The organism is Ochrobactrum sp. P6BSIII (assembly GCF_014138065.1).
GTDB lineage: Bacteria > Pseudomonadota > Alphaproteobacteria > Rhizobiales > Rhizobiaceae > Brucella.
Window position 1 is genome coordinate 153,415 of record NZ_JACGXB010000009.1, and the last position, 16,799, is coordinate 170,213.

The following is a 16,799-nucleotide window of genomic DNA, read 5'->3' on the forward strand; positions in this document are numbered from 1 at the left end:
AGAGCCGGAGGCCGTGTCTTTTCTGGGAAATCGCATTTCACCAGATACCCGTTTTCGCCTGTAGGGACAGCGAATGCGGCGTAGCAAAGTCCCATTTTTGGAGGAGGAGCATAATGACTATCAGAAGAAGAACATTCCTGACGGGAACGGCAAGTCTTGTTGGTGCGGCTGGTCTTTCGGGCATTGGCATTCGTCCGTCTTTCGCAGCCGAACCGGAATATAAGCCGGAAGCTGGTGCCAGTCTGCGCGTGTTGCGCTGGACGCCTTTCGTGAAGGGCGACGAGGACAGCTGGCTCGCCAACACCAAGAAGTTCACTGAAGCCACCGGCGTCGAAGTCCGTATCGACAAGGAAAGCTGGGAAGATATTCGTCCGAAGGCTGCGGTTGCCGCCAATGTGGGTTCCGGCCCCGATATCGTGATGTGCTGGTTCGACGATGCCCATCAATATCCCGACAAGCTGGTCGATCTGACCGAGCTTGGCACTTATCTCGACGGGAAATATGGCGGCTTCTATGACGGCCTCAAGGGTTACGCGACCCGTGACGGCAAGTTCATCGCCATGCCACTGACGGCCATCGGCAATGCGATTGTCTATCGTGACAGCCACATGAAAGCGGCTGGTTTCAACGAGTTCCCGCAGGACACGAAAGGGTTCCTTGAGCTGTGCAAGGCCATGAAGGCCAAGGGAACGCCTGCCGGTTTCCCGCATGGCAAGGCTGTCGGTGACGGCAACAACTATGCGCATTGGCTGCTCTGGAGCCATGGTGCACAGATGGTGGATGAAAGCGGCAAGGTGACGATCAATTCGCCGGAAACGATTGCCGCCATCAATTATGCCAAGGAGCTTTACAAGACCTTCATTCCGGGTACGGAAAGCTGGCTCGACATCAATAACAACCGCGCTTTCCTTGCGGGGCAGGTGTCGCTGACGGCCAATGGCGTTTCCATCTATTACGCTGCGAAAAACGACCCGAAACTGGCGGAATTTGCTGCTGACATGCGCAGCACGAACTTCCCCGTCGGTCCGGTCGGCAAGAGCGTCGAGCTGCATCAGACCAGTTCGCTTCTGTTGTTCAAGCATACGAAATATCCGGAAGCAGCCAAGGCTTACATCAAGTTCATGATGGAAGCCGACCAGATGAATGCCTGGCTCGAAGGCTCCAGCGCCTATTGCTGCCAGCCGCTCAAGGCGTTTGCGGATAATCCGGTCTGGAAGGCAAATCCGATCCACGCGCCTTATGCCCGCGCTTCGGAAACGCTGCGTCCGAACGGTTATGCCGGTCCGCTCGGCTATGCTTCGGCAGCCGTCATGGCCGACTATGTTCTGGTCGACATGTTTGCCGCCGCTGTCACAGGCGCTTCCACACCGGAAGAAGCTGTCGCGAGCGCTGAGAAACGCGCAAACCGCTATTATCGCGTCTAGTCGCTAGAGCTGAGGCGCGAGGGTATGCCCCGCGCCTCGTTTCTTTTGTGGTTCTGGAGATGTGTATCCATGACGATGACCAATTCTACCGGTGGCGGACTATCCGGAGACCCCGGTGCGATAAAACGGCCTTTCATGTCTCGCCTGGCAAACAATCACAACATGCTGGGCTTTCTGTTCATGCTGCCCGCAGCGGTCTTTCTGGTCTGCTTTCTGACCTATCCGCTCGGTCTTGGCGTCTGGCTCGGCTTTACCGACACGAAGATTGGCCGCGATGGCATTTTCATCGGCTTGGAAAATTACGAATTCCTGTGGGATGACAGCGTCTTCTGGTTGTCGGTGTTCAATACGGTGCTCTACACAACCGTCGCGTCGGTGCTGAAATTCGGTCTCGGCCTCTGGCTTGCGCTGCTGCTGAACGAAAACCTGCCGTGCAAATCCTTCTTCCGCGCCATCGTGCTGCTGCCATGGGTGGTGCCGACGGTGCTTTCAGCGCTGGCATTCTGGTGGATATACGATTCCCAGTTCTCGATCATTTCATGGTCGCTGATCAAAATGGGTCTCATCGAGCAGCCCATCAACTTCCTTGGCGATCCGACCAATGCGCGGCTTTCTGTGATTGCGGCCAATGTCTGGCGCGGCATTCCCTTCGTGGCAATCTCGCTTCTCGCCGGTTTGCAGACTATTCCGGCCTCGTTGCAGGAAGCGGCTTCGCTGGATGGCGCCTCAAGCTGGCAGCGTTTCCGGCATGTAACATTGCCGATGCTGACGCCGATCATCGCCGTTGTGATGACCTTCTCCGTGCTGTTCACCTTCACGGATTTCCAGCTGATCTACGTTCTGACCAAGGGCGGTCCCGTCAATGCAACCCATCTGATGGCGACCCTGTCCTTCCAGCGCGCCATTCCCGGCGGCCAATTGGGTGAGGGCGCAGCGATTGCCGTCGCGATGATCCCGTTCCTGCTTGCCGCCATCATGTTTTCTTTCTTCGGCTTGCAACGTCGCAAATGGCAGCAGGGCGGGAGCGACTGACAATGGAGATGACCATGAAGTCCAAGGCACCTTCCAATGAAGCCGCTTTGAAGGACGATAGCCAAGGCATGTCCTATCTCAATCGCCTGCCGCGGCGGGTGGTGACGATTTACATACCCATAGCGCTGTTCGTCTTCGTGCTGCTGTTTCCGTTTTACTGGATGGCGATTACTGCCGTAAAACCCAATTCGCAGCTGACGGATTATGAGAACTTCAGCCCCTTCTGGGTGGTGGGGCCAACACTCGACCATATCAAATATCTGCTATTCGAGACCTCTTATCCGGGCTGGCTGTGGAACACGATGCTGGTGGCGACGGCTTCCACATTCCTGTCGCTGATTGCATCGGTTTTGGGAGCTTATGCGATTGAACGCATCCGGTTCACCGGCTCACGCTCTGTCGGCCTGTTCATCTTTCTGGCCTATCTGGTGCCGCCATCGATCCTGTTCATTCCGCTGGCGTTCATCGTGTTCAAGCTCGGCATCTATGACTCGCGTCTGGCGCTGATCTTCACCTATCCCACCTTCCTCATTCCGTTCTGCACATGGCTGCTGATGGGATATTTCCGCTCCATTCCCTTCGAGCTGGAAGAAAGTGCGCTGGTGGATGGCGCCAATCGCTGGCAGATTCTGCTCAAGATCATCCTTCCGCTGGCAGTGCCGGGTTTGATCTCGGCGGGCATCTTCGCCTTCACTCTTTCCTGGAACGAATTCATCTATGCGCTGACATTTATTCAGTCTTCGGAAAACAAGACTGTTCCAGTGGGCGTGTTGACCGAGCTGGTGCGCGGCGATATTTTCGAATGGGGCGCGCTGATGGCGGGTGCCTTGTTCGGTTCGCTGCCGGTGGTGATCCTCTATTCCTTCTTCGTTGACTACTATGTGTCGTCAATGACCGGGGCGGTGAAGGAATAGGCGGCGTCGCAGCTTCAAGAGCGCCAATCTGATTGAAGCCAGAGCGGCGCTTGTGGCTTCAGTCTTTACGCGCAGCCCGAGAACTGTTTCACACTTTTTGGGATGGGCTCTCATCAATCATGCCGCAACTGGCCTTGAGTGGTTCCGGTTAAAACGGAATCGTGGAACCACCCTATCTAGTTGTTTTTACGCATTATCCTGCGCATCGAAGCAGGATCAGAAATCAGTCCAGTGGACTGATTTCCCTGCGTAGGCGCTACGCACTTTTGCTGGAAATGCTCTAATGGTCGGTCGCGGCATGCGGTTTTAGGGGCTTGTTGAAGACTGCACCCGCTTTGCGGGCAAAAATTCCGCGTTTTAGCAATTCCTTATTGCAATTAATTTGCAATTGCAGAATATGGGAGCCCAGTGGATTCTTTCCGGTGTGCAAGTGATCCCGTTTGCAGGCCGGAATACTATATTTCAGTTGCAAATAACTCCTAATAGCAAGAGTGAGGAATAGATGTTCAACAAGCTGAGACGATTGGTCCTGACCGGAATGGCGGGAGCGGCGCTGGCGGCAGTATTGGCCGTTGCGCCCTCCGCAGCACAGGAAAAGTTCAAGGCTGTCACAACCTTCACAGTCATTGCCGATATTGCGCGAAATGTTGCAGGCGACGCCGCCGTCGTGGAATCGATCACCAAGCCCGGTGCGGAAATCCATAATTACCAGCCGACACCGGGCGACATAAAACGGGCGCAGGGCGCGCAGCTTGTCCTATGGAACGGGCTTAACCTCGAACTCTGGTTTGAAAAGTTCTTTCACAATCTGAAGGACGTGCCGAGTGTTGTGGTGTCAGACGGTGTCACGCCGATCGGCATTACCGAAGGCCCCTATAGTGGCAAGCCGAACCCCCATGCCTGGATGTCGCCCACTGTTGCGCTGATCTATGTCGATAATATCCGTGATGCCTTCGTCAAATATGATCCGGCAAATGCCGACACCTATAAGGTGAATGCCGAAGCCTACAAGCAGAAGATCCGGGCCGCGATAGAGCCGATCAAGGCGAAGCTTGCCACCGTTCCGGAAGACAAGCGCTGGCTCGTTTCGAGCGAAGGGGCATTTTCCTATCTCGCGCGCGATTTCGGTCTGAAGGAACTGTATCTCTGGCCGATCAATGCCGACCAGCAGGGCACGCCGCAACAGGTGCGCAAGGTGATTGATGCCGTGCGCAAGAATGGCATCACCGTTGTCTTCTCCGAAAGCACGATTTCGTCCGCTCCCGCTGAACAGGTGGCCCGCGAAACCGGCGCTCGCTATGGCGGCGTGCTCTATGTGGATTCTCTGACGGACGCGGATGGCCCGGTGCCAACCTATATCGATCTCTTGCGCGTCACCTCCGACACCATCGTCAAGGGACTAACCCATCAGTCCTGATCCGATCATTGCCCATGCCGGCGCCCGCCATTGTGGCGGGCGCTTACTCGATCCTTATGAAAGATTTGTCCGATGAATGCTCAACCCGACTGGCAGAGCCATTTCGGTTCCGGTTCTGAAAATGGCGGCATCGCTGTCGATGGCGCTACCGTGACCTATCGCAACGGCCTGACCGCCTTGCGCGATGCGAGTTTTCGCATTCCGACCGGCACGATTGCCGCGCTTGTCGGCGTCAACGGGTCGGGCAAGTCGACCTTGTTCAAGGCGATCATGGGCTTTGTGCGTGTTGCGCGTGGCTCAATCCGGGTGCTGGGCATGACGGTTGAGGAAGCCTTGCGCAAGAACCTCGTCGCCTATGTGCCGCAATCGGAAGAGGTGGACTGGAATTTTCCGGTTCTGGTCGAGGATGTGGTGATGATGGGCCGCTATGGCCATATGGGCATGATGCGGATACCGAAGACTGCCGATCATGAAGCGGTGGCCAATGCGCTTGCTCGCGTGAATATGAGCGAGTTTCGCAAGCGCCAAATCGGCGAGCTGTCCGGTGGACAGAAAAAGCGCGTTTTCCTTGCCCGTGCGTTGGCGCAGGACGGTCGCGTCATCCTTCTCGATGAGCCGTTTACGGGCGTCGATGTGAAGACCGAAGAGCAGATCATTACGCTGTTGCGTGAACTGCGCGACGAAGGTCGCGTGATGCTGGTTTCAACGCACAATTTGGGTTCTGTGCCGGAGTTTTGCGACCGCACGATCCTCATTAAGGGCACGGTGCTGGCCTATGGGCTGACTGCGGACACCTTCACCCAGAAAAATCTGGAAATGACCTTTGGTGGCGTTCTGCGTCATTTCGTTTTGAACGAAGCGCAAGGCGGAGCTTCTGCCTCCATTGGCGTGATTACCGACGATGAACGCCCGCTGATCCTTCAGGGTGGCAAGGCAGCCATTCGCAATACGGGCGATGGAGAGGGAGGGCAGCAATGATGGGAACGCTTCTCCAGCCATTTACCTATGGCTACATGCTTGATGCCATGTGGGTGTCGGCGCTGGTCGGTGGTGTTTGCGCTTTCCTGTCCTGCTATCTGATGCTCAAGGGCTGGTCGCTGATCGGCGATGCCTTGTCTCATTCCATCGTTCCCGGTGTTGCCGGGGCTTATATGCTGGGATTGCCGTTTTCCATCGGCGCGTTCTTTTCCGGCGGGCTGGCGGCGGCAGCCATGCTGTTCTTGAACCAACGAACCAAGCTGAAGGAAGACGCCATTATCGGCCTGATCTTCTCAGGCTTCTTTGGGTTGGGCCTGTTCATGGTGTCGATCTCACCAACCTCGGTCAACATCCAGACCATCGTGCTCGGCAATATTCTCGCGATCACGCCGGGCGACAAGCTTCAGCTTGGTATCATCGGCTTCGTGTCGCTCGCCATTTTGCTCGTCAAATGGAAAGACCTGATGGTCACATTCTTCGATGAAAGCCATGCGCGTTCGATTGGCCTCAATCCGACCGCTTTGAAGATCATGTTCTTCACGCTTCTTTCCGCCTCGACAGTTGCCGCGCTTCAGACCGTTGGCGCTTTCCTCGTCATTTGCATGGTGGTTACACCGGGTGCGACGGCCTATCTGCTGACGGACCGCTTTCCGCGACTGCTGGTCATCGCCGTGATGATCGGTGCTGCCACCAGTTTTGTCGGAGCCTATGCAAGCTACTTCCTCGACGGTGCAACGGGCGGCATCATTGTTGTGTTGCAGACGGCCATTTTCCTGTGCGCATTCTTCTTCGCACCCAAGCATGGCATGCTTGCGAGCCGACGCCGCGCCGCTGAGACACAGGCGCTGGGGGGGTCGCAATGAGCATTATCGACACTCTTCTTTCGCCATTCGAATTTCCGTTCATGGTCAATGCGCTGGTGATTTCGGTCACTGTGGCAATCCCCATGGCGCTACTGTCCTGCTTTCTGGTTCTTAAGGGCTGGTCGCTGATGGGCGATGCAATCAGTCACGCGGTGTTTCCCGGCGTGGTGATTGCCTATGTCGTGGGCTTTCCCTATGCCGTGGGAGCCTTCGTCGCGGGCATGTTCTGCGCCATCGCGACCGGCTTTTTGAAAGATAACAGCCGCATCAAGCAGGATACGGTCATGGGCGTGGTGTTTTCCGGCATGTTCGGGCTGGGGCTGGTGCTCTATGTCAAAGTGAGGCCGGACGTCCATCTCGACCACATTCTGTTTGGCGATATGCTCGGTGTTTCGTGGTTCGATATCGGACAGGCGGGGCTCATCGCGGTCCTCACCGTGGTAATCATCGGCGGCAAATGGAAAGACTTCCTTTTGCACGCCTTCGATCCCGCGCAGGCGAGGGCCGTTGGCCTTCGGGTCAGCCTCCTGCATTACGGGCTGCTCAGCCTTATATCGCTGACGATTGTGGGCGCGTTGCAGGCCGTTGGCATCATCCTCGCCATTGCCATGCTGATCGCGCCGGGTGCCATTGCGTTTCTCCTGACGCGCAAGTTCAGCACCATGCTGTTGCTGTCTGCTGTTATCGCGGCGGTTGGTTCTTTCACGGGCGTCTATCTGTCGTTCTTCATCGACAGCGCGCCTGCACCGACGATTGTGCTTTTGCTTTCAATGACTTTCGCTACGGCCTTCATTTTTGCCACGCGCAAGGCAGCCCGGATCGAGGCGTCGGAGATGGCTTGATCGCAGGGGCTTCTTCGAATCTCCCAATTTCTGCATAGTGGCGAGATGAAGAAAGAAGCAGCGGCATTGAAGATCTATCTGAAGCGCAGATTTTCCACTGTGGCCATGATGCTCGTGGCGGCGATGTCCTGTCCCGTTCAGGCTCAGGAAACGGACAAGCCGGGGATATGTGAGGCGGATAGTTTCGAGAATACGAAATATATCATCTGCAAACCGGAAAACGGCATCGCCGGGCTAAGGCTGTTCTGGAAAGGGGCTGATGGCGAGCCCTATCAGACATTCTCGAGCGTTGCCAAGGCCGTCAGCAATGGCGGTCACACGCTGGTTTTCGCGATGAATGCCGGAATGTACGGAACTGATTTTGCGCCGATCGGCCTTTATGTCGAGACTGAACAGGAACTGCGTCCAGCCAACAGACAAAAAGGCGAAAGTGCAGGCGGTCCTGTGCCGAATTTCTACAAAAAGCCGAACGGCGTTTTCTTCTGGGATGACAAGGGTGCGGGAATTCTCCCTACCGACACGTTCTTAAAACGCAAGCCGAAGGCCAGTTTTGCGACCCAATCCGGTCCGATGCTGGTCATCCGCAACAAATTGCACCCGGCTTTCATTGCAGGCTCGACGGACCGCACGCGCCGCAGTGGCGTCGGCGTTTGCGAGAATGGCGCTGTGCGTTTTGCAATCAGCGAAGACCCGGTGAACTTCTATGATTTCGCGCGCATGTTTCGCGAGCATCTGAAATGTCCGAATGCCCTGTTTCTCGATGGCGGAAACGGTACAGGCATCTATAGCCCTGCACTGGGCCGTAACGACATATCCTGGCATGGTGGGTTTGGCCCGATTGTAGGCTTCGTGGAATAGGGCCACCCGCCGCGTCAGCGGTCGTTAGGCGTCTCGATGAGTTCCATCGCAAGTGCCTGTGCTCTGTCGGAAATGTCTGGATTGAAGACCAGCCAATAGCCGTTATCGCTTGTCTGGGATATGTCGCAGGCATGGACAAGTTGTCCGCGCTGCACCGCGCCGTCGATCAGCCCCGCCCAGCCGAGCGCAACACCCTGATCGGCAATCGCCGCTTCAATCACCAGATTATAGGTATTGAAGACGAGGCCATAATTGCCGTCGACGATTTCCTCACCGATGGCATTCAGCCATGATTGCCAAGTGAACCAGCGATCACCCTGCAATGTGTCGAGATGCAGCAGCGAGGCTGCGCCTAGCCCTTTGCCTTTGGGAAAGCCGCCGCTTTTTTCGAGAAAAGCGGGTGAGCAGACCGGCACTACTTGTTCGCCGATGAAAGGGACGGAGCCCTTGGGGAAATCATTGCGTCCGCCGAACAGGATCGCGATGTCGGCCTCGCGATAGTCGAGCGGCTGGAGCATGGAGGAAGCCGTGATGCGCACGTCGACCTCGGGATGTTTCGGCCTGAACTGCGCCACGCGCGGCATCAGCCAGAAAGTCGCAAAGCCATAATCCGTTGCAATCCGCAAACCGGGTGAGCGCTGCCTGCGCCTGATCTGCTGCACGGCGTCTTCGATTCCATCCAGACCAGCCCGCACAGCCGCATAGAGAATCCGCCCATCCGGCAGAATTTCAACGCCGCGCGCCCGCCTTGCAAACAGCGTGACGCCCAAACGGTCTTCCATGCGTTTTATTTGATAGCTGACGGCAGGTTGCGTCATGCCGAGTTCGCGTGCTGCGAGGGTCAGATTTTCCAAACGTCCGACCGCTTCGAAAACGCCAAGGCTGCCAAGATCCCAGGATGGAGAAACCATAAAGAACCTTTATATCGTCGATAAAAAATGAATGGGTTTTTCCTTAGCGCAAATGGTGTTTTCCTGAAAGTCGAAATGCAAGCCATAACGGCTTTTGATTGTACGAGATGCGGAATGCATCCATCAACGAGGGGTCTCCGATGCGTTATTTGAAGATGACTGCACTGGCGTTTGCGGCGTTCACGGGGCTGGCGGGAACGGCTTATGCTGCCGATCCGGCTGCATGCGAAACAATCCGCCTGTCCGATCCAGGCTGGACTGATATTACCTCGACCAATTCCATTGCAAGTGTGCTGCTGACTGGCCTTGGCTATAAGCCCGATGTGAAGACAATGTCTGTGCCGATTGGCTATGAAGCCCTCAAAACTGGCAATCTCGATGTCTTCCTTGGCAACTGGATGCCAGCACAGCAGAAATTCCGCGATGATCTCGACAAGGCTAAAGCGGCTGAGGTGATCGTCAAAAATCTGGAAGGCGCAAAATTCACGCTCGCAGTGCCGGATTATGTCGCGAGCGAAGGCATCAAGGATTTTGCCGATCTTGCTGCCCATGGCGATAAATTCGGCAAGGAGATTTACGGTATCGAGCCGGGTGCTCCTGCCAACCAGAATATCCAAAAAATCATCGAAGATCCGAAATTCAAGCTGAACGGCTGGAAGATCGTGGAATCCAGCGAGCAGGCCATGCTTGCGCAGGTGGACCGCAAGAACAAGGACAAGGGCTGGGTCGTGTTTCTTGCCTGGGCTCCGCATCCTATGAACACCAAGCTGAAGATTGAATATCTGTCTGGTGGCGATGATTATTTCGGCCCTAACTTTGGCGGTGCTGAAGTCTACACGCTCGCCCGCACCGGCTGGTCGGCGAACTGCCCGAATGCTGCAACCTTCTTCAAGAACCTCACCTTCACCGTGGATATTGAAAACGAGCTGATGGGCAAGATTCTGGACGAGGGCGCGGAAGGTTCGGCGGCTGCAAAGGAATGGCTGAAAGCCCATCCGGAACAGATCGACAAATGGCTGGCTGGCGTGACCACGCTGAAGGGCGAACCAGGCGCTGCCGCCGTCAAGGCAAGCCTCGGTATCTGATCGTCAAACGTAAAGATTGCAAGGCGGGCATTTCGATGCCCGCCATTTCGCGTTTCACTTATGCCAGATGGTTCCGCACAGATGAAAAAGCCGAATATCCTCATTCTCATGGTTGACCAGTTGAACGGGACGTTTTTCCCGGATGGCCCAGCCGACTTTCTGCATGTCCCGCATTTGCGCAAGCTTGCCGAGCGTTCCACCCGTTTTGCGAATTGCTACACGGCAAGCCCGCTTTGCGCTCCGGCGCGCGCTTCTCTGATGTCGGGCCAGCTGCCATTCCGCACCGGCGTTTATGACAATGCAGCCGAATTCTCATCCGAGATACCAACCTATGCGCACCACTTGCGCAATGCGGGGTATCAGACCGCGCTTTCCGGCAAGATGCATTTTGTCGGCCCCGACCAGCTACACGGCTTCGAGCAGCGTCTGACGACGGACATCTATCCTGCTGATTTTGGCTGGACGCCGGATTATCGCAAACCGGGAGAGCGCATCGACTGGTGGTATCACAATCTGGGTTCCATCACCGGGGCCGGTTTTGCGGAAATCACCAACCAACTCGAATATGATGACGAAGTCGCCTATCAGGCCGAGGCAAAGCTTTACGATCTGGCGCGGGGCCATGATGAACGCCCTTGGTGCCTGACCGTCAGCTTCACCCATCCGCATGATCCTTACGTGGCGCGCAAGCGCTTCTTTGACCTGTATGCGGATATTCCAGAACTTGACCCGAAGATCGGACCGCTGGCGGAAAGCGAAATCGATCCGCATAGCGAGCGGTTGCTTCGCGCTTCCAAGGCTGAGGATTACGAACTGACCCGTGAACAGATCAGGGCAGCGCGGCAGGCCTATTTCGCCAATATTTCCTATGTCGATGAGAAAATCGGCGGCCTGCTGGATGTGATCGAGCGTTGCAATATGGCAGACGATACGATTGTCATCTTCACCTCCGACCACGGTGACATGCTGGGTGAACGCGGCATGTGGTTCAAGATGAGCTTTTTCGAAGGCTCCGCACGTGTGCCGCTGATGATCGCTGCGCCACAGATGCCGGTGGGTTTGATCGCTGCGCCCGCCTCAACGCTGGACGTGTTGCCGACGCTGGCCGATCTGGCGGGTATCGACCTCAACGGCATCATGCCATGGACCGATGGTGTTTCGTTGCTGGAGGTCGCGGTTGGCACGAAGGAACGCGGTGCGGTGCCATGCGAATATGCGGCTGAAGGCACGGTTGCGCCGATGGTTTCGCTGCGTGAAGGACAATGGAAGATCAATCTTTGCCGTGTTGACCCACCGCAATTGTTCAATCTCGCGGATGATCCGGATGAGTTGCACAATTTGGCGGCAAGGTCCGAGCATCGCGTGATACTTGAACAACTGATGGAAAAGGCGCTGGGCCGCTGGAACCTCAATCTCTTCGATGCGCATGTTCGCGCCAGTCAGGCCCGCCGCCATGTGGTCTATCCGGCCTTGCGCAACGGGGCATATTATCCGTGGGATTATCAGCCGCTGCAAAAGGCGTCGGAACGCTATATGCGAAACCACATGGACCTGAATGTGCTGGAGGACAACCAGCGCTTTCCGCGCGGGTAAGGCACGCGTTATGAAAGCGCCAGCAGCGTGTCAGCGGCGTCACCATCGATGATGAGGCCGTTGACGATGCCGCTTTTCAGAAGCGCCTTCGCTGCCGCAGCTTTCTCTTGCCCAGCGATGAGCAGCACGACCTGAACTTTCTTCAGCTCGGCAAAGCTGAGTGCGATGGTGCGCTGGTTCATCTCGTGCTCGACCTGCTGACCATCCTTGTCGAAGAAAATGCCGTTGGTGTCGCCGATTGCACCGGCGGCACGCAGGCTTTCCAGCTCGGATTTGCTGAGCATGTTCTGGCGGCGCAACAGGGAATCCTCCGTCAACTCGCCAGCGCTGATGAAGCAAACCGACGCTGTGCGGGCAATCTCCAGCGCGCGCGCCACAGAGCGCTGCGAAATGAGCACTTTTCGGTCTTCTGCGGAATCAGCGATGAACGGAACCGGCAGGAAAAAGCCTTGCCCGCCCGTCCGCCGCGCCAGCATGTGCACAACTTCAAATGGATTATAGGCGGAGTTCGCGGTCAGCGATCCCATGACGGAGATGAAGCGCGCCTGCGGTGCGCGTACACCCGCAAGTTGCAATGTCATCTGCTCGATGGTTCGTCCCCAGCCGGTGCCGATGGTGGCTTCCTCATTGTCGGCCAGAAAGCTTTTCAGATAAGTGGCAGCGGCAACACCGACGGCCCGGAATGAAACCTGCTTGCGGATTTCCGATGCCGTATCTTCATCTGCATGAAAGCCAAATGGCGGTGTTGAAATACAAAAATCCAATCCATGGCGGCGCATCAGCTCGTTTTCCACGGGCAATGTGCCTGCGTTCTGGTGGTCGATGGAAATGCTGACAAGGCCGCTTTCGCGGGCCTCGCCCAATATCTTGTTCACGCGCGCCCGGGTTAGGCCCAGTCGGGATGCGGTCGCCTCCTGGTTGAATCCGCCAACGTAATAGAGCCACGCCACGCGCACCATGAGGCTGTCTTCGGATTCACTCATCTGTCCCTCGCTCAATTTCTGCACGGCAAATTACAAATGTATTTCTATTTGACATTTGTAATTTGCCGACGCTTAATACCAATCGTTCCGGCGGACAAGAGCGCGAAAGAGCGGGCAGGTCAATCGGAATGGAACCTGAAGCACAGGCAGCCGAATGGCGTTTCTGGAGGAGCAGAGACCGACATTCGCCAGTGCATCGGGTGTGGAGGAGTGCGGGAGGCGATGGCGCCATCCGTAACAGGCACTGACCAGCTCGAACTGAACTGCATGTGTGCCGGGAAACAGTAATTCAAAGCCAGTTGTGGAGCCAACCACATGGCTTGTGGGAGGAAAAAATGGGTTCGGGACTTTTCAGGAAAACCATGGCTGTCGCAGCTCTGGCCATGCTCATGGGCACGGCAAGCGCGTCGGCTACCAATGTGGCCTGGGTGCATTCCAACGCTGCGGCGCAGTCCGAGCAGCGTGCAAAAGCTGGCTTTGATGCCTGGCTCAAGGAAACCAACAAGGATTGGAGCATCAGCGTTCTGGATAGCGGTGGCTCGGGCGAACGCACGGCGTCGAACATTCAGGATGCTGCCTCGCGCGGTGTAGACGCAATCATCGTTAGCATGTCGGATCTGCGCGCCTCGCGTGCCGCCATCGATTCCGCTGTTGCGGCCAAAATTCCGGTTTTCGCCATTGATAGCGGTCAGGTTGACGGCGTTGTGGTCGATGTCACTACCAATAACTGGGCCATGTCGGCTGATGTGTCGCCATATTTGCTTAATGAAATGGGCGGCAAGGGCAATCTGATCTTCCTGCGCATGGCAGAGCACCACGGCACCCGCAAGCGCGGCGACGTGATGGAAACCGTGCTGAAGGAATATCCGGAAGTGAAGGTCATTGCCGAGCACAATATCGATTACACGGCCTTCTTCGAAGATACGACCAAGACCATGCAGGACTATGCATCGCGCTTTGGCGAAGACATCAATGCTGTTTGGGCGCCTTGGGATGAGCCTGCACAGGCCGCCATCAACGCGCTGAACGCCGCCGGATTGAAGAATGTCAAAGTCATCGGCATCGACGGCCATCCGCAGGCGATCGAAGAAGTCTGCAAGCCTGACAGCCTGATGATCGCAACGGTTTCGCAGCCATTTGAAAAGATGGGCGCACAGACCGGCGAATGGATCGAGAGCATTGTGGTCAAGAAGGAAGACGCTGCAAAGGTCATTCCGTCGAAGACCGTTTATCTTGATGCGCCGCTCGTCACCAAGCAGAACTGCAAGGACTTCCTCCCGAAGAAGTAGGCAAGCCCCCAAAGTTGCCTGCATCTGGCCGGAGCGTGAACGTTCCGCGCTCCGGCCCCTTTTAGAGTAGATTGAATTCATGGGAGTTCTCCGATGGCCGTAAGCCTGTCGCAGATCGTTATGTCCTATCCCGGAACGCTGGCGCTGGATCAGGTGAGCGCCGAGTTTCGGTTTGATGAGGTGCATGGACTGATCGGAGAAAACGGCGCCGGAAAGACCACTCTGGTCAGTATTCTTGGCGGCAGCAAAAGCCCGACTTCGGGCACGATCACCATTGATGGCACCGAGGTGAAGCTTGCAAGTGCCGGTGATGCGCTGCGCAAGGGTATCGCGCATGTGTCGCAGGAGGGCAGTCTCGTTCCCGGATTGACCGGCGCGCAGAATATTCTGCTGGGCGACGAGCCTCGCATGGGCCTTGGTGTTATTGACAAGCGCAAGCTGCTGTCGCGCGCCAATGACTTGCTCAAGCGCTGGTTCCCGCAAGTTTCCATCGACCTCGACGAGCAGGTCGATATGCTGCCTATGGCAGATCAGAAGATCATCGAAATTGTCCGCGCACTGCGTGGCAATGTCCGTCTGCTCATCCTCGATGAACCCACGGCAACGTTGCCCGCGCGCGAAAAAGAGAGCCTTTGGGAGATCATCAAGACCCTGCCGCAGCAAGGCGTCGGGATCGTTTTGATCAGCCATTTCCTTTCTGAAATCAAGGCATTGAGCGATAGAATTACAGTTCTGCGCGATGGTCATCACATTGCGACGCTTCAGGCCACGGAAGCGAGCGAAGCCGGGTTGATCGATATGATGCTGCAACGCTCGGGCGGCAAGACGGCGATGGCGCAGGAAGCCAGTGACAATCGCAGTTTCGGTCCTGTGGTGCTGGAAGTCAGCGATTGGCATGCAGGCGGTCTGCACGTTGACAAATTTTCCATCCGTGCGGGTGAGATCGTCGGGCTGATCGGCTTGACTGGCGCTGGCCATTTTGGCTTTGCCCGTTCGCTTTATGCGGCAAGCGGCGTCACCAGCGGCACCTGCCGTTTTCAGGGTGAAACGATTGCCCGGATCGATGCGCGCACCATGCAAAAAAAGGGTGTTGCGCTGGTTCCCGATCACCGCATGGAATATTCGCTGATCGGCGATTGGGATGTGCGTGAAAACCTTGCCATGGTGCATCCGTCCTTTGCGGCCTTGGGCGGCACAGGCGTTCTGTCGATGCGCCGTGAAGCGCAGGAAGCCGACCGCACCATGCAGCTACTGAACGTGAAGGCGCATTCGCGTAATCAGTTCGTGAAGGATCTGAGCGGCGGCAACAAGCAGAAGGTGTCGATCGGCAAGTGGCTTTACGGCGCAGACGACCACTACCGGCTGATGATTTTCATCGAGCCGACGGAGGGTGTCGATATCGGCGCGAAGCGTGAAATTCACGCACAGATGCGCAGGCTCGCCGACAAGGGCGTGGCCATTCTGGTCACCTCGTCCGACCTTCTGGAAATTGCCGACGTGGCAGACCGCGTCATCCCCTTCGTGAATGGCTCTCCGGGCGCGGAAATTCCGCGTGAGGCCTTTTCCGAAGCGAAGTTTATTGCCGCAATGGCAGGAGTTATCCAATGAATACACAGAACCCCGCCGTTGCCCCGCAATCGTCGCGTCATGCGCAGAGCTTCGGCAAGAAGCTCAAGGGCGAATGGCTGCTGAAATATTCAACGCTCTTCGTGTTGCTCCTGCTGTTTGCGGGCTTCTCGCTGACGGTGGACCGTTTTTTGACAGCCAATAATCTGCTCAACATTCTTCAGCAGATTGCCATGCTCACCATCGTCGGCGCGGGCCTGACCTTCGGTTTTGCCGCGCGCGAAATGGACCTTTCGGTCGGCTATATGGTTGGCATGGCGGGCATTTTGGTGCCGCTGCTGCTGGTCGCGGGCACGCCACTGCCATTGGCTTTGCTTGCTGGATTGGGGGCAGGGTTTGTCGTGGGGGCCGTCAATGCGGCGCTTGTCACTCTTGTCGGCGTGCCTTCGCTGATTGCCACGCTTGCCATCGGCTCCATTCTTTATGGCATCAACTTTCTGATGACCGGCGGACGGGCGATCTATGGTGGCCTTCCGGCCAGCTATCTCTGGCTGGGACAGGGACAGCTTTTCGGTATTCCCGTGCTTGCCTATGCAATGGTCATCGTCGTGTTTGTCGCCTGGTTCATCATGGAGCGCACCGTCTTCGGTCGTTACATCTACGCGGTTGGCGGCAATCTCAAGGCTGCCGAACTTTCGGGCGTCAATGGTCGCTTCTATCGTGCGGCTGCGCTGATCGTCTGCTCTATCTTTGCAGCGGTCGCGGGGGCGCTTCTGGCGGCGCGCCTCGGTTCCGGCCAGCCCAATGCCGGTGAGCGCTATCTCCTCGACGGGTTAGCCACGGTTTTCATCGGCATGACCATGTTTCGTCCCGGCACGGCAACGGTTGCCGGAACCTTCTTCGGGGCGCTGTTTATCGGCGTCATCAATAACGGCCTCAATCTGATTGGCATGGACACCTACATCCAGAGCATCGTGAAAGGCCTCATCATTCTCGTCGCGGTCGCGGTTGTTTCGCGCACCACCAAACTAAAGCTCCTGTGAG

Annotated in this window: 15 protein-coding genes; 13 read left to right on the forward strand and 2 right to left on the reverse strand. The window is 56.5% G+C overall.

Annotated elements, in window-relative coordinates:
* Window positions 1-113 precede the first annotated feature (113 nt).
* The 8 genes from FHW00_RS14440 (at window position 114) to FHW00_RS14475 (ending at window position 8,328) form a co-directional block, all read left to right on the forward strand.
* A complete protein-coding gene (locus FHW00_RS14440) occupies window positions 114-1,424 on the forward strand; it encodes an ABC transporter substrate-binding protein (protein ID WP_078339125.1) in 1,311 nt (436 codons plus the stop codon).
* Window positions 1,425-1,493: 69 nt separating this feature from the next.
* Window positions 1,494-2,456, forward strand: coding sequence for a carbohydrate ABC transporter permease (locus tag FHW00_RS14445; RefSeq protein ID WP_440630933.1), 963 nt, complete (start codon window positions 1,494-1,496; stop codon window positions 2,454-2,456).
* Window positions 2,457-2,470: 14 nt separating this feature from the next.
* Window positions 2,471-3,370 carry a carbohydrate ABC transporter permease gene (locus tag FHW00_RS14450; RefSeq protein ID WP_078339247.1) on the forward strand — a complete coding sequence of 300 codons (900 nt, stop codon included), beginning with the start codon at window positions 2,471-2,473 and terminating at the stop codon, window positions 3,368-3,370.
* Window positions 3,371-3,908: 538 nt separating this feature from the next.
* A complete protein-coding gene (locus FHW00_RS14455) occupies window positions 3,909-4,787 on the forward strand; it encodes a metal ABC transporter substrate-binding protein (protein WP_445557942.1) in 879 nt (292 codons plus the stop codon).
* A gap of 72 nt (window positions 4,788-4,859) precedes the next feature.
* The gene (locus tag FHW00_RS14460) at window positions 4,860-5,765 is read left to right on the forward strand and encodes a manganese/iron ABC transporter ATP-binding protein (RefSeq protein WP_078339122.1); all 906 of its coding nucleotides are present in this window, start codon (window positions 4,860-4,862) and stop codon (window positions 5,763-5,765) included.
* Entirely contained in the window at window positions 5,762-6,628 is an 867-nt protein-coding gene (locus tag FHW00_RS14465; RefSeq protein ID WP_078339121.1) for a metal ABC transporter permease, read from the forward strand. The genes FHW00_RS14460 and FHW00_RS14465 overlap by 4 nt, the downstream gene beginning before the upstream one ends.
* Window positions 6,625-7,470: a metal ABC transporter permease gene (locus FHW00_RS14470; protein WP_078339120.1), complete on the forward strand. Its 846-nt coding sequence runs from the start codon at window positions 6,625-6,627 to the stop codon at window positions 7,468-7,470. Before FHW00_RS14465 ends, FHW00_RS14470 begins: the two co-directional genes overlap by 4 nt.
* A 45-nt stretch (window positions 7,471-7,515) precedes the next feature.
* On the forward strand, window positions 7,516-8,328 hold the full coding sequence (locus tag FHW00_RS14475) for a phosphodiester glycosidase family protein (RefSeq protein ID WP_078339119.1): 813 nt from the start codon (window positions 7,516-7,518) through the stop codon (window positions 8,326-8,328).
* Between the two features lie 14 nt (window positions 8,329-8,342).
* Here FHW00_RS14475 and FHW00_RS14480 read toward each other — a convergent pair whose 3' ends face one another.
* Complete coding sequence (locus FHW00_RS14480) at window positions 8,343-9,239, reverse strand: LysR substrate-binding domain-containing protein (RefSeq protein WP_078339118.1); 897 nt, start codon at window positions 9,237-9,239, stop codon at window positions 8,343-8,345.
* Between the two features lie 155 nt (window positions 9,240-9,394).
* Here FHW00_RS14480 and choX point away from each other — a divergent pair, with 155 nt between their 5' ends.
* Window positions 9,395-10,324 carry a choline ABC transporter substrate-binding protein gene (gene choX / locus FHW00_RS14485; RefSeq protein WP_445557941.1) on the forward strand — a complete coding sequence of 310 codons (930 nt, stop codon included), beginning with the start codon at window positions 9,395-9,397 and terminating at the stop codon, window positions 10,322-10,324.
* A gap of 81 nt (window positions 10,325-10,405) precedes the next feature.
* The gene (gene betC, locus FHW00_RS14490) at window positions 10,406-11,917 is read left to right on the forward strand and encodes a choline-sulfatase (RefSeq protein WP_113533913.1); all 1,512 of its coding nucleotides are present in this window, start codon (window positions 10,406-10,408) and stop codon (window positions 11,915-11,917) included.
* Between the two features lie 8 nt (window positions 11,918-11,925).
* Here betC and FHW00_RS14495 read toward each other — a convergent pair whose 3' ends face one another.
* The gene (locus FHW00_RS14495; protein WP_078339116.1) at window positions 11,926-12,900 is read right to left on the reverse strand and encodes a sugar-binding transcriptional regulator; all 975 of its coding nucleotides are present in this window, start codon (window positions 12,898-12,900) and stop codon (window positions 11,926-11,928) included.
* A gap of 335 nt (window positions 12,901-13,235) precedes the next feature.
* Here FHW00_RS14495 and FHW00_RS14500 point away from each other — a divergent pair, with 335 nt between their 5' ends.
* From FHW00_RS14500 to FHW00_RS14510, 3 genes are all read left to right on the forward strand, one after another.
* On the forward strand, window positions 13,236-14,189 hold the full coding sequence (locus FHW00_RS14500; RefSeq protein ID WP_078339114.1) for a sugar ABC transporter substrate-binding protein: 954 nt from the start codon (window positions 13,236-13,238) through the stop codon (window positions 14,187-14,189).
* 93 nt (window positions 14,190-14,282) lie between these two features.
* Complete coding sequence (locus FHW00_RS14505) at window positions 14,283-15,797, forward strand: sugar ABC transporter ATP-binding protein (protein ID WP_078339113.1); 1,515 nt, start codon at window positions 14,283-14,285, stop codon at window positions 15,795-15,797.
* Complete coding sequence (locus FHW00_RS14510) at window positions 15,794-16,798, forward strand: ABC transporter permease (protein ID WP_078339112.1); 1,005 nt, start codon at window positions 15,794-15,796, stop codon at window positions 16,796-16,798. Before FHW00_RS14505 ends, FHW00_RS14510 begins: the two co-directional genes overlap by 4 nt.
* Window position 16,799 lies beyond the last annotated feature (1 nt).

Coding starts and splice junctions, on each gene's coding strand:
- FHW00_RS14440 (WP_078339125.1), top strand. CDS start 114: ATGACTATCAGAAGAAGAACATTCCTGACGGGAACGGCAAGTCTTGTT.
- FHW00_RS14445 (WP_440630933.1), top strand. CDS start 1,494: ATGACGATGACCAATTCTACCGGTGGCGGACTATCCGGAGACCCCGGT.
- FHW00_RS14450 (WP_078339247.1), top strand. CDS start 2,471: ATGAAGTCCAAGGCACCTTCCAATGAAGCCGCTTTGAAGGACGATAGC.
- FHW00_RS14455 (WP_445557942.1), top strand. CDS start 3,909: ATGGCGGGAGCGGCGCTGGCGGCAGTATTGGCCGTTGCGCCCTCCGCA.
- FHW00_RS14460 (WP_078339122.1), top strand. CDS start 4,860: ATGAATGCTCAACCCGACTGGCAGAGCCATTTCGGTTCCGGTTCTGAA.
- FHW00_RS14465 (WP_078339121.1), top strand. CDS start 5,762: ATGATGGGAACGCTTCTCCAGCCATTTACCTATGGCTACATGCTTGAT.
- FHW00_RS14470 (WP_078339120.1), top strand. CDS start 6,625: ATGAGCATTATCGACACTCTTCTTTCGCCATTCGAATTTCCGTTCATG.
- FHW00_RS14475 (WP_078339119.1), top strand. CDS start 7,516: ATGAAGAAAGAAGCAGCGGCATTGAAGATCTATCTGAAGCGCAGATTT.
- FHW00_RS14480 (WP_078339118.1), bottom strand. CDS start 9,239: ATGGTTTCTCCATCCTGGGATCTTGGCAGCCTTGGCGTTTTCGAAGCG.
- choX (WP_445557941.1), top strand. CDS start 9,395: ATGACTGCACTGGCGTTTGCGGCGTTCACGGGGCTGGCGGGAACGGCT.
- betC (WP_113533913.1), top strand. CDS start 10,406: ATGAAAAAGCCGAATATCCTCATTCTCATGGTTGACCAGTTGAACGGG.
- FHW00_RS14495 (WP_078339116.1), bottom strand. CDS start 12,900: ATGAGTGAATCCGAAGACAGCCTCATGGTGCGCGTGGCGTGGCTCTAT.
- FHW00_RS14500 (WP_078339114.1), top strand. CDS start 13,236: ATGGGTTCGGGACTTTTCAGGAAAACCATGGCTGTCGCAGCTCTGGCC.
- FHW00_RS14505 (WP_078339113.1), top strand. CDS start 14,283: ATGGCCGTAAGCCTGTCGCAGATCGTTATGTCCTATCCCGGAACGCTG.
- FHW00_RS14510 (WP_078339112.1), top strand. CDS start 15,794: ATGAATACACAGAACCCCGCCGTTGCCCCGCAATCGTCGCGTCATGCG.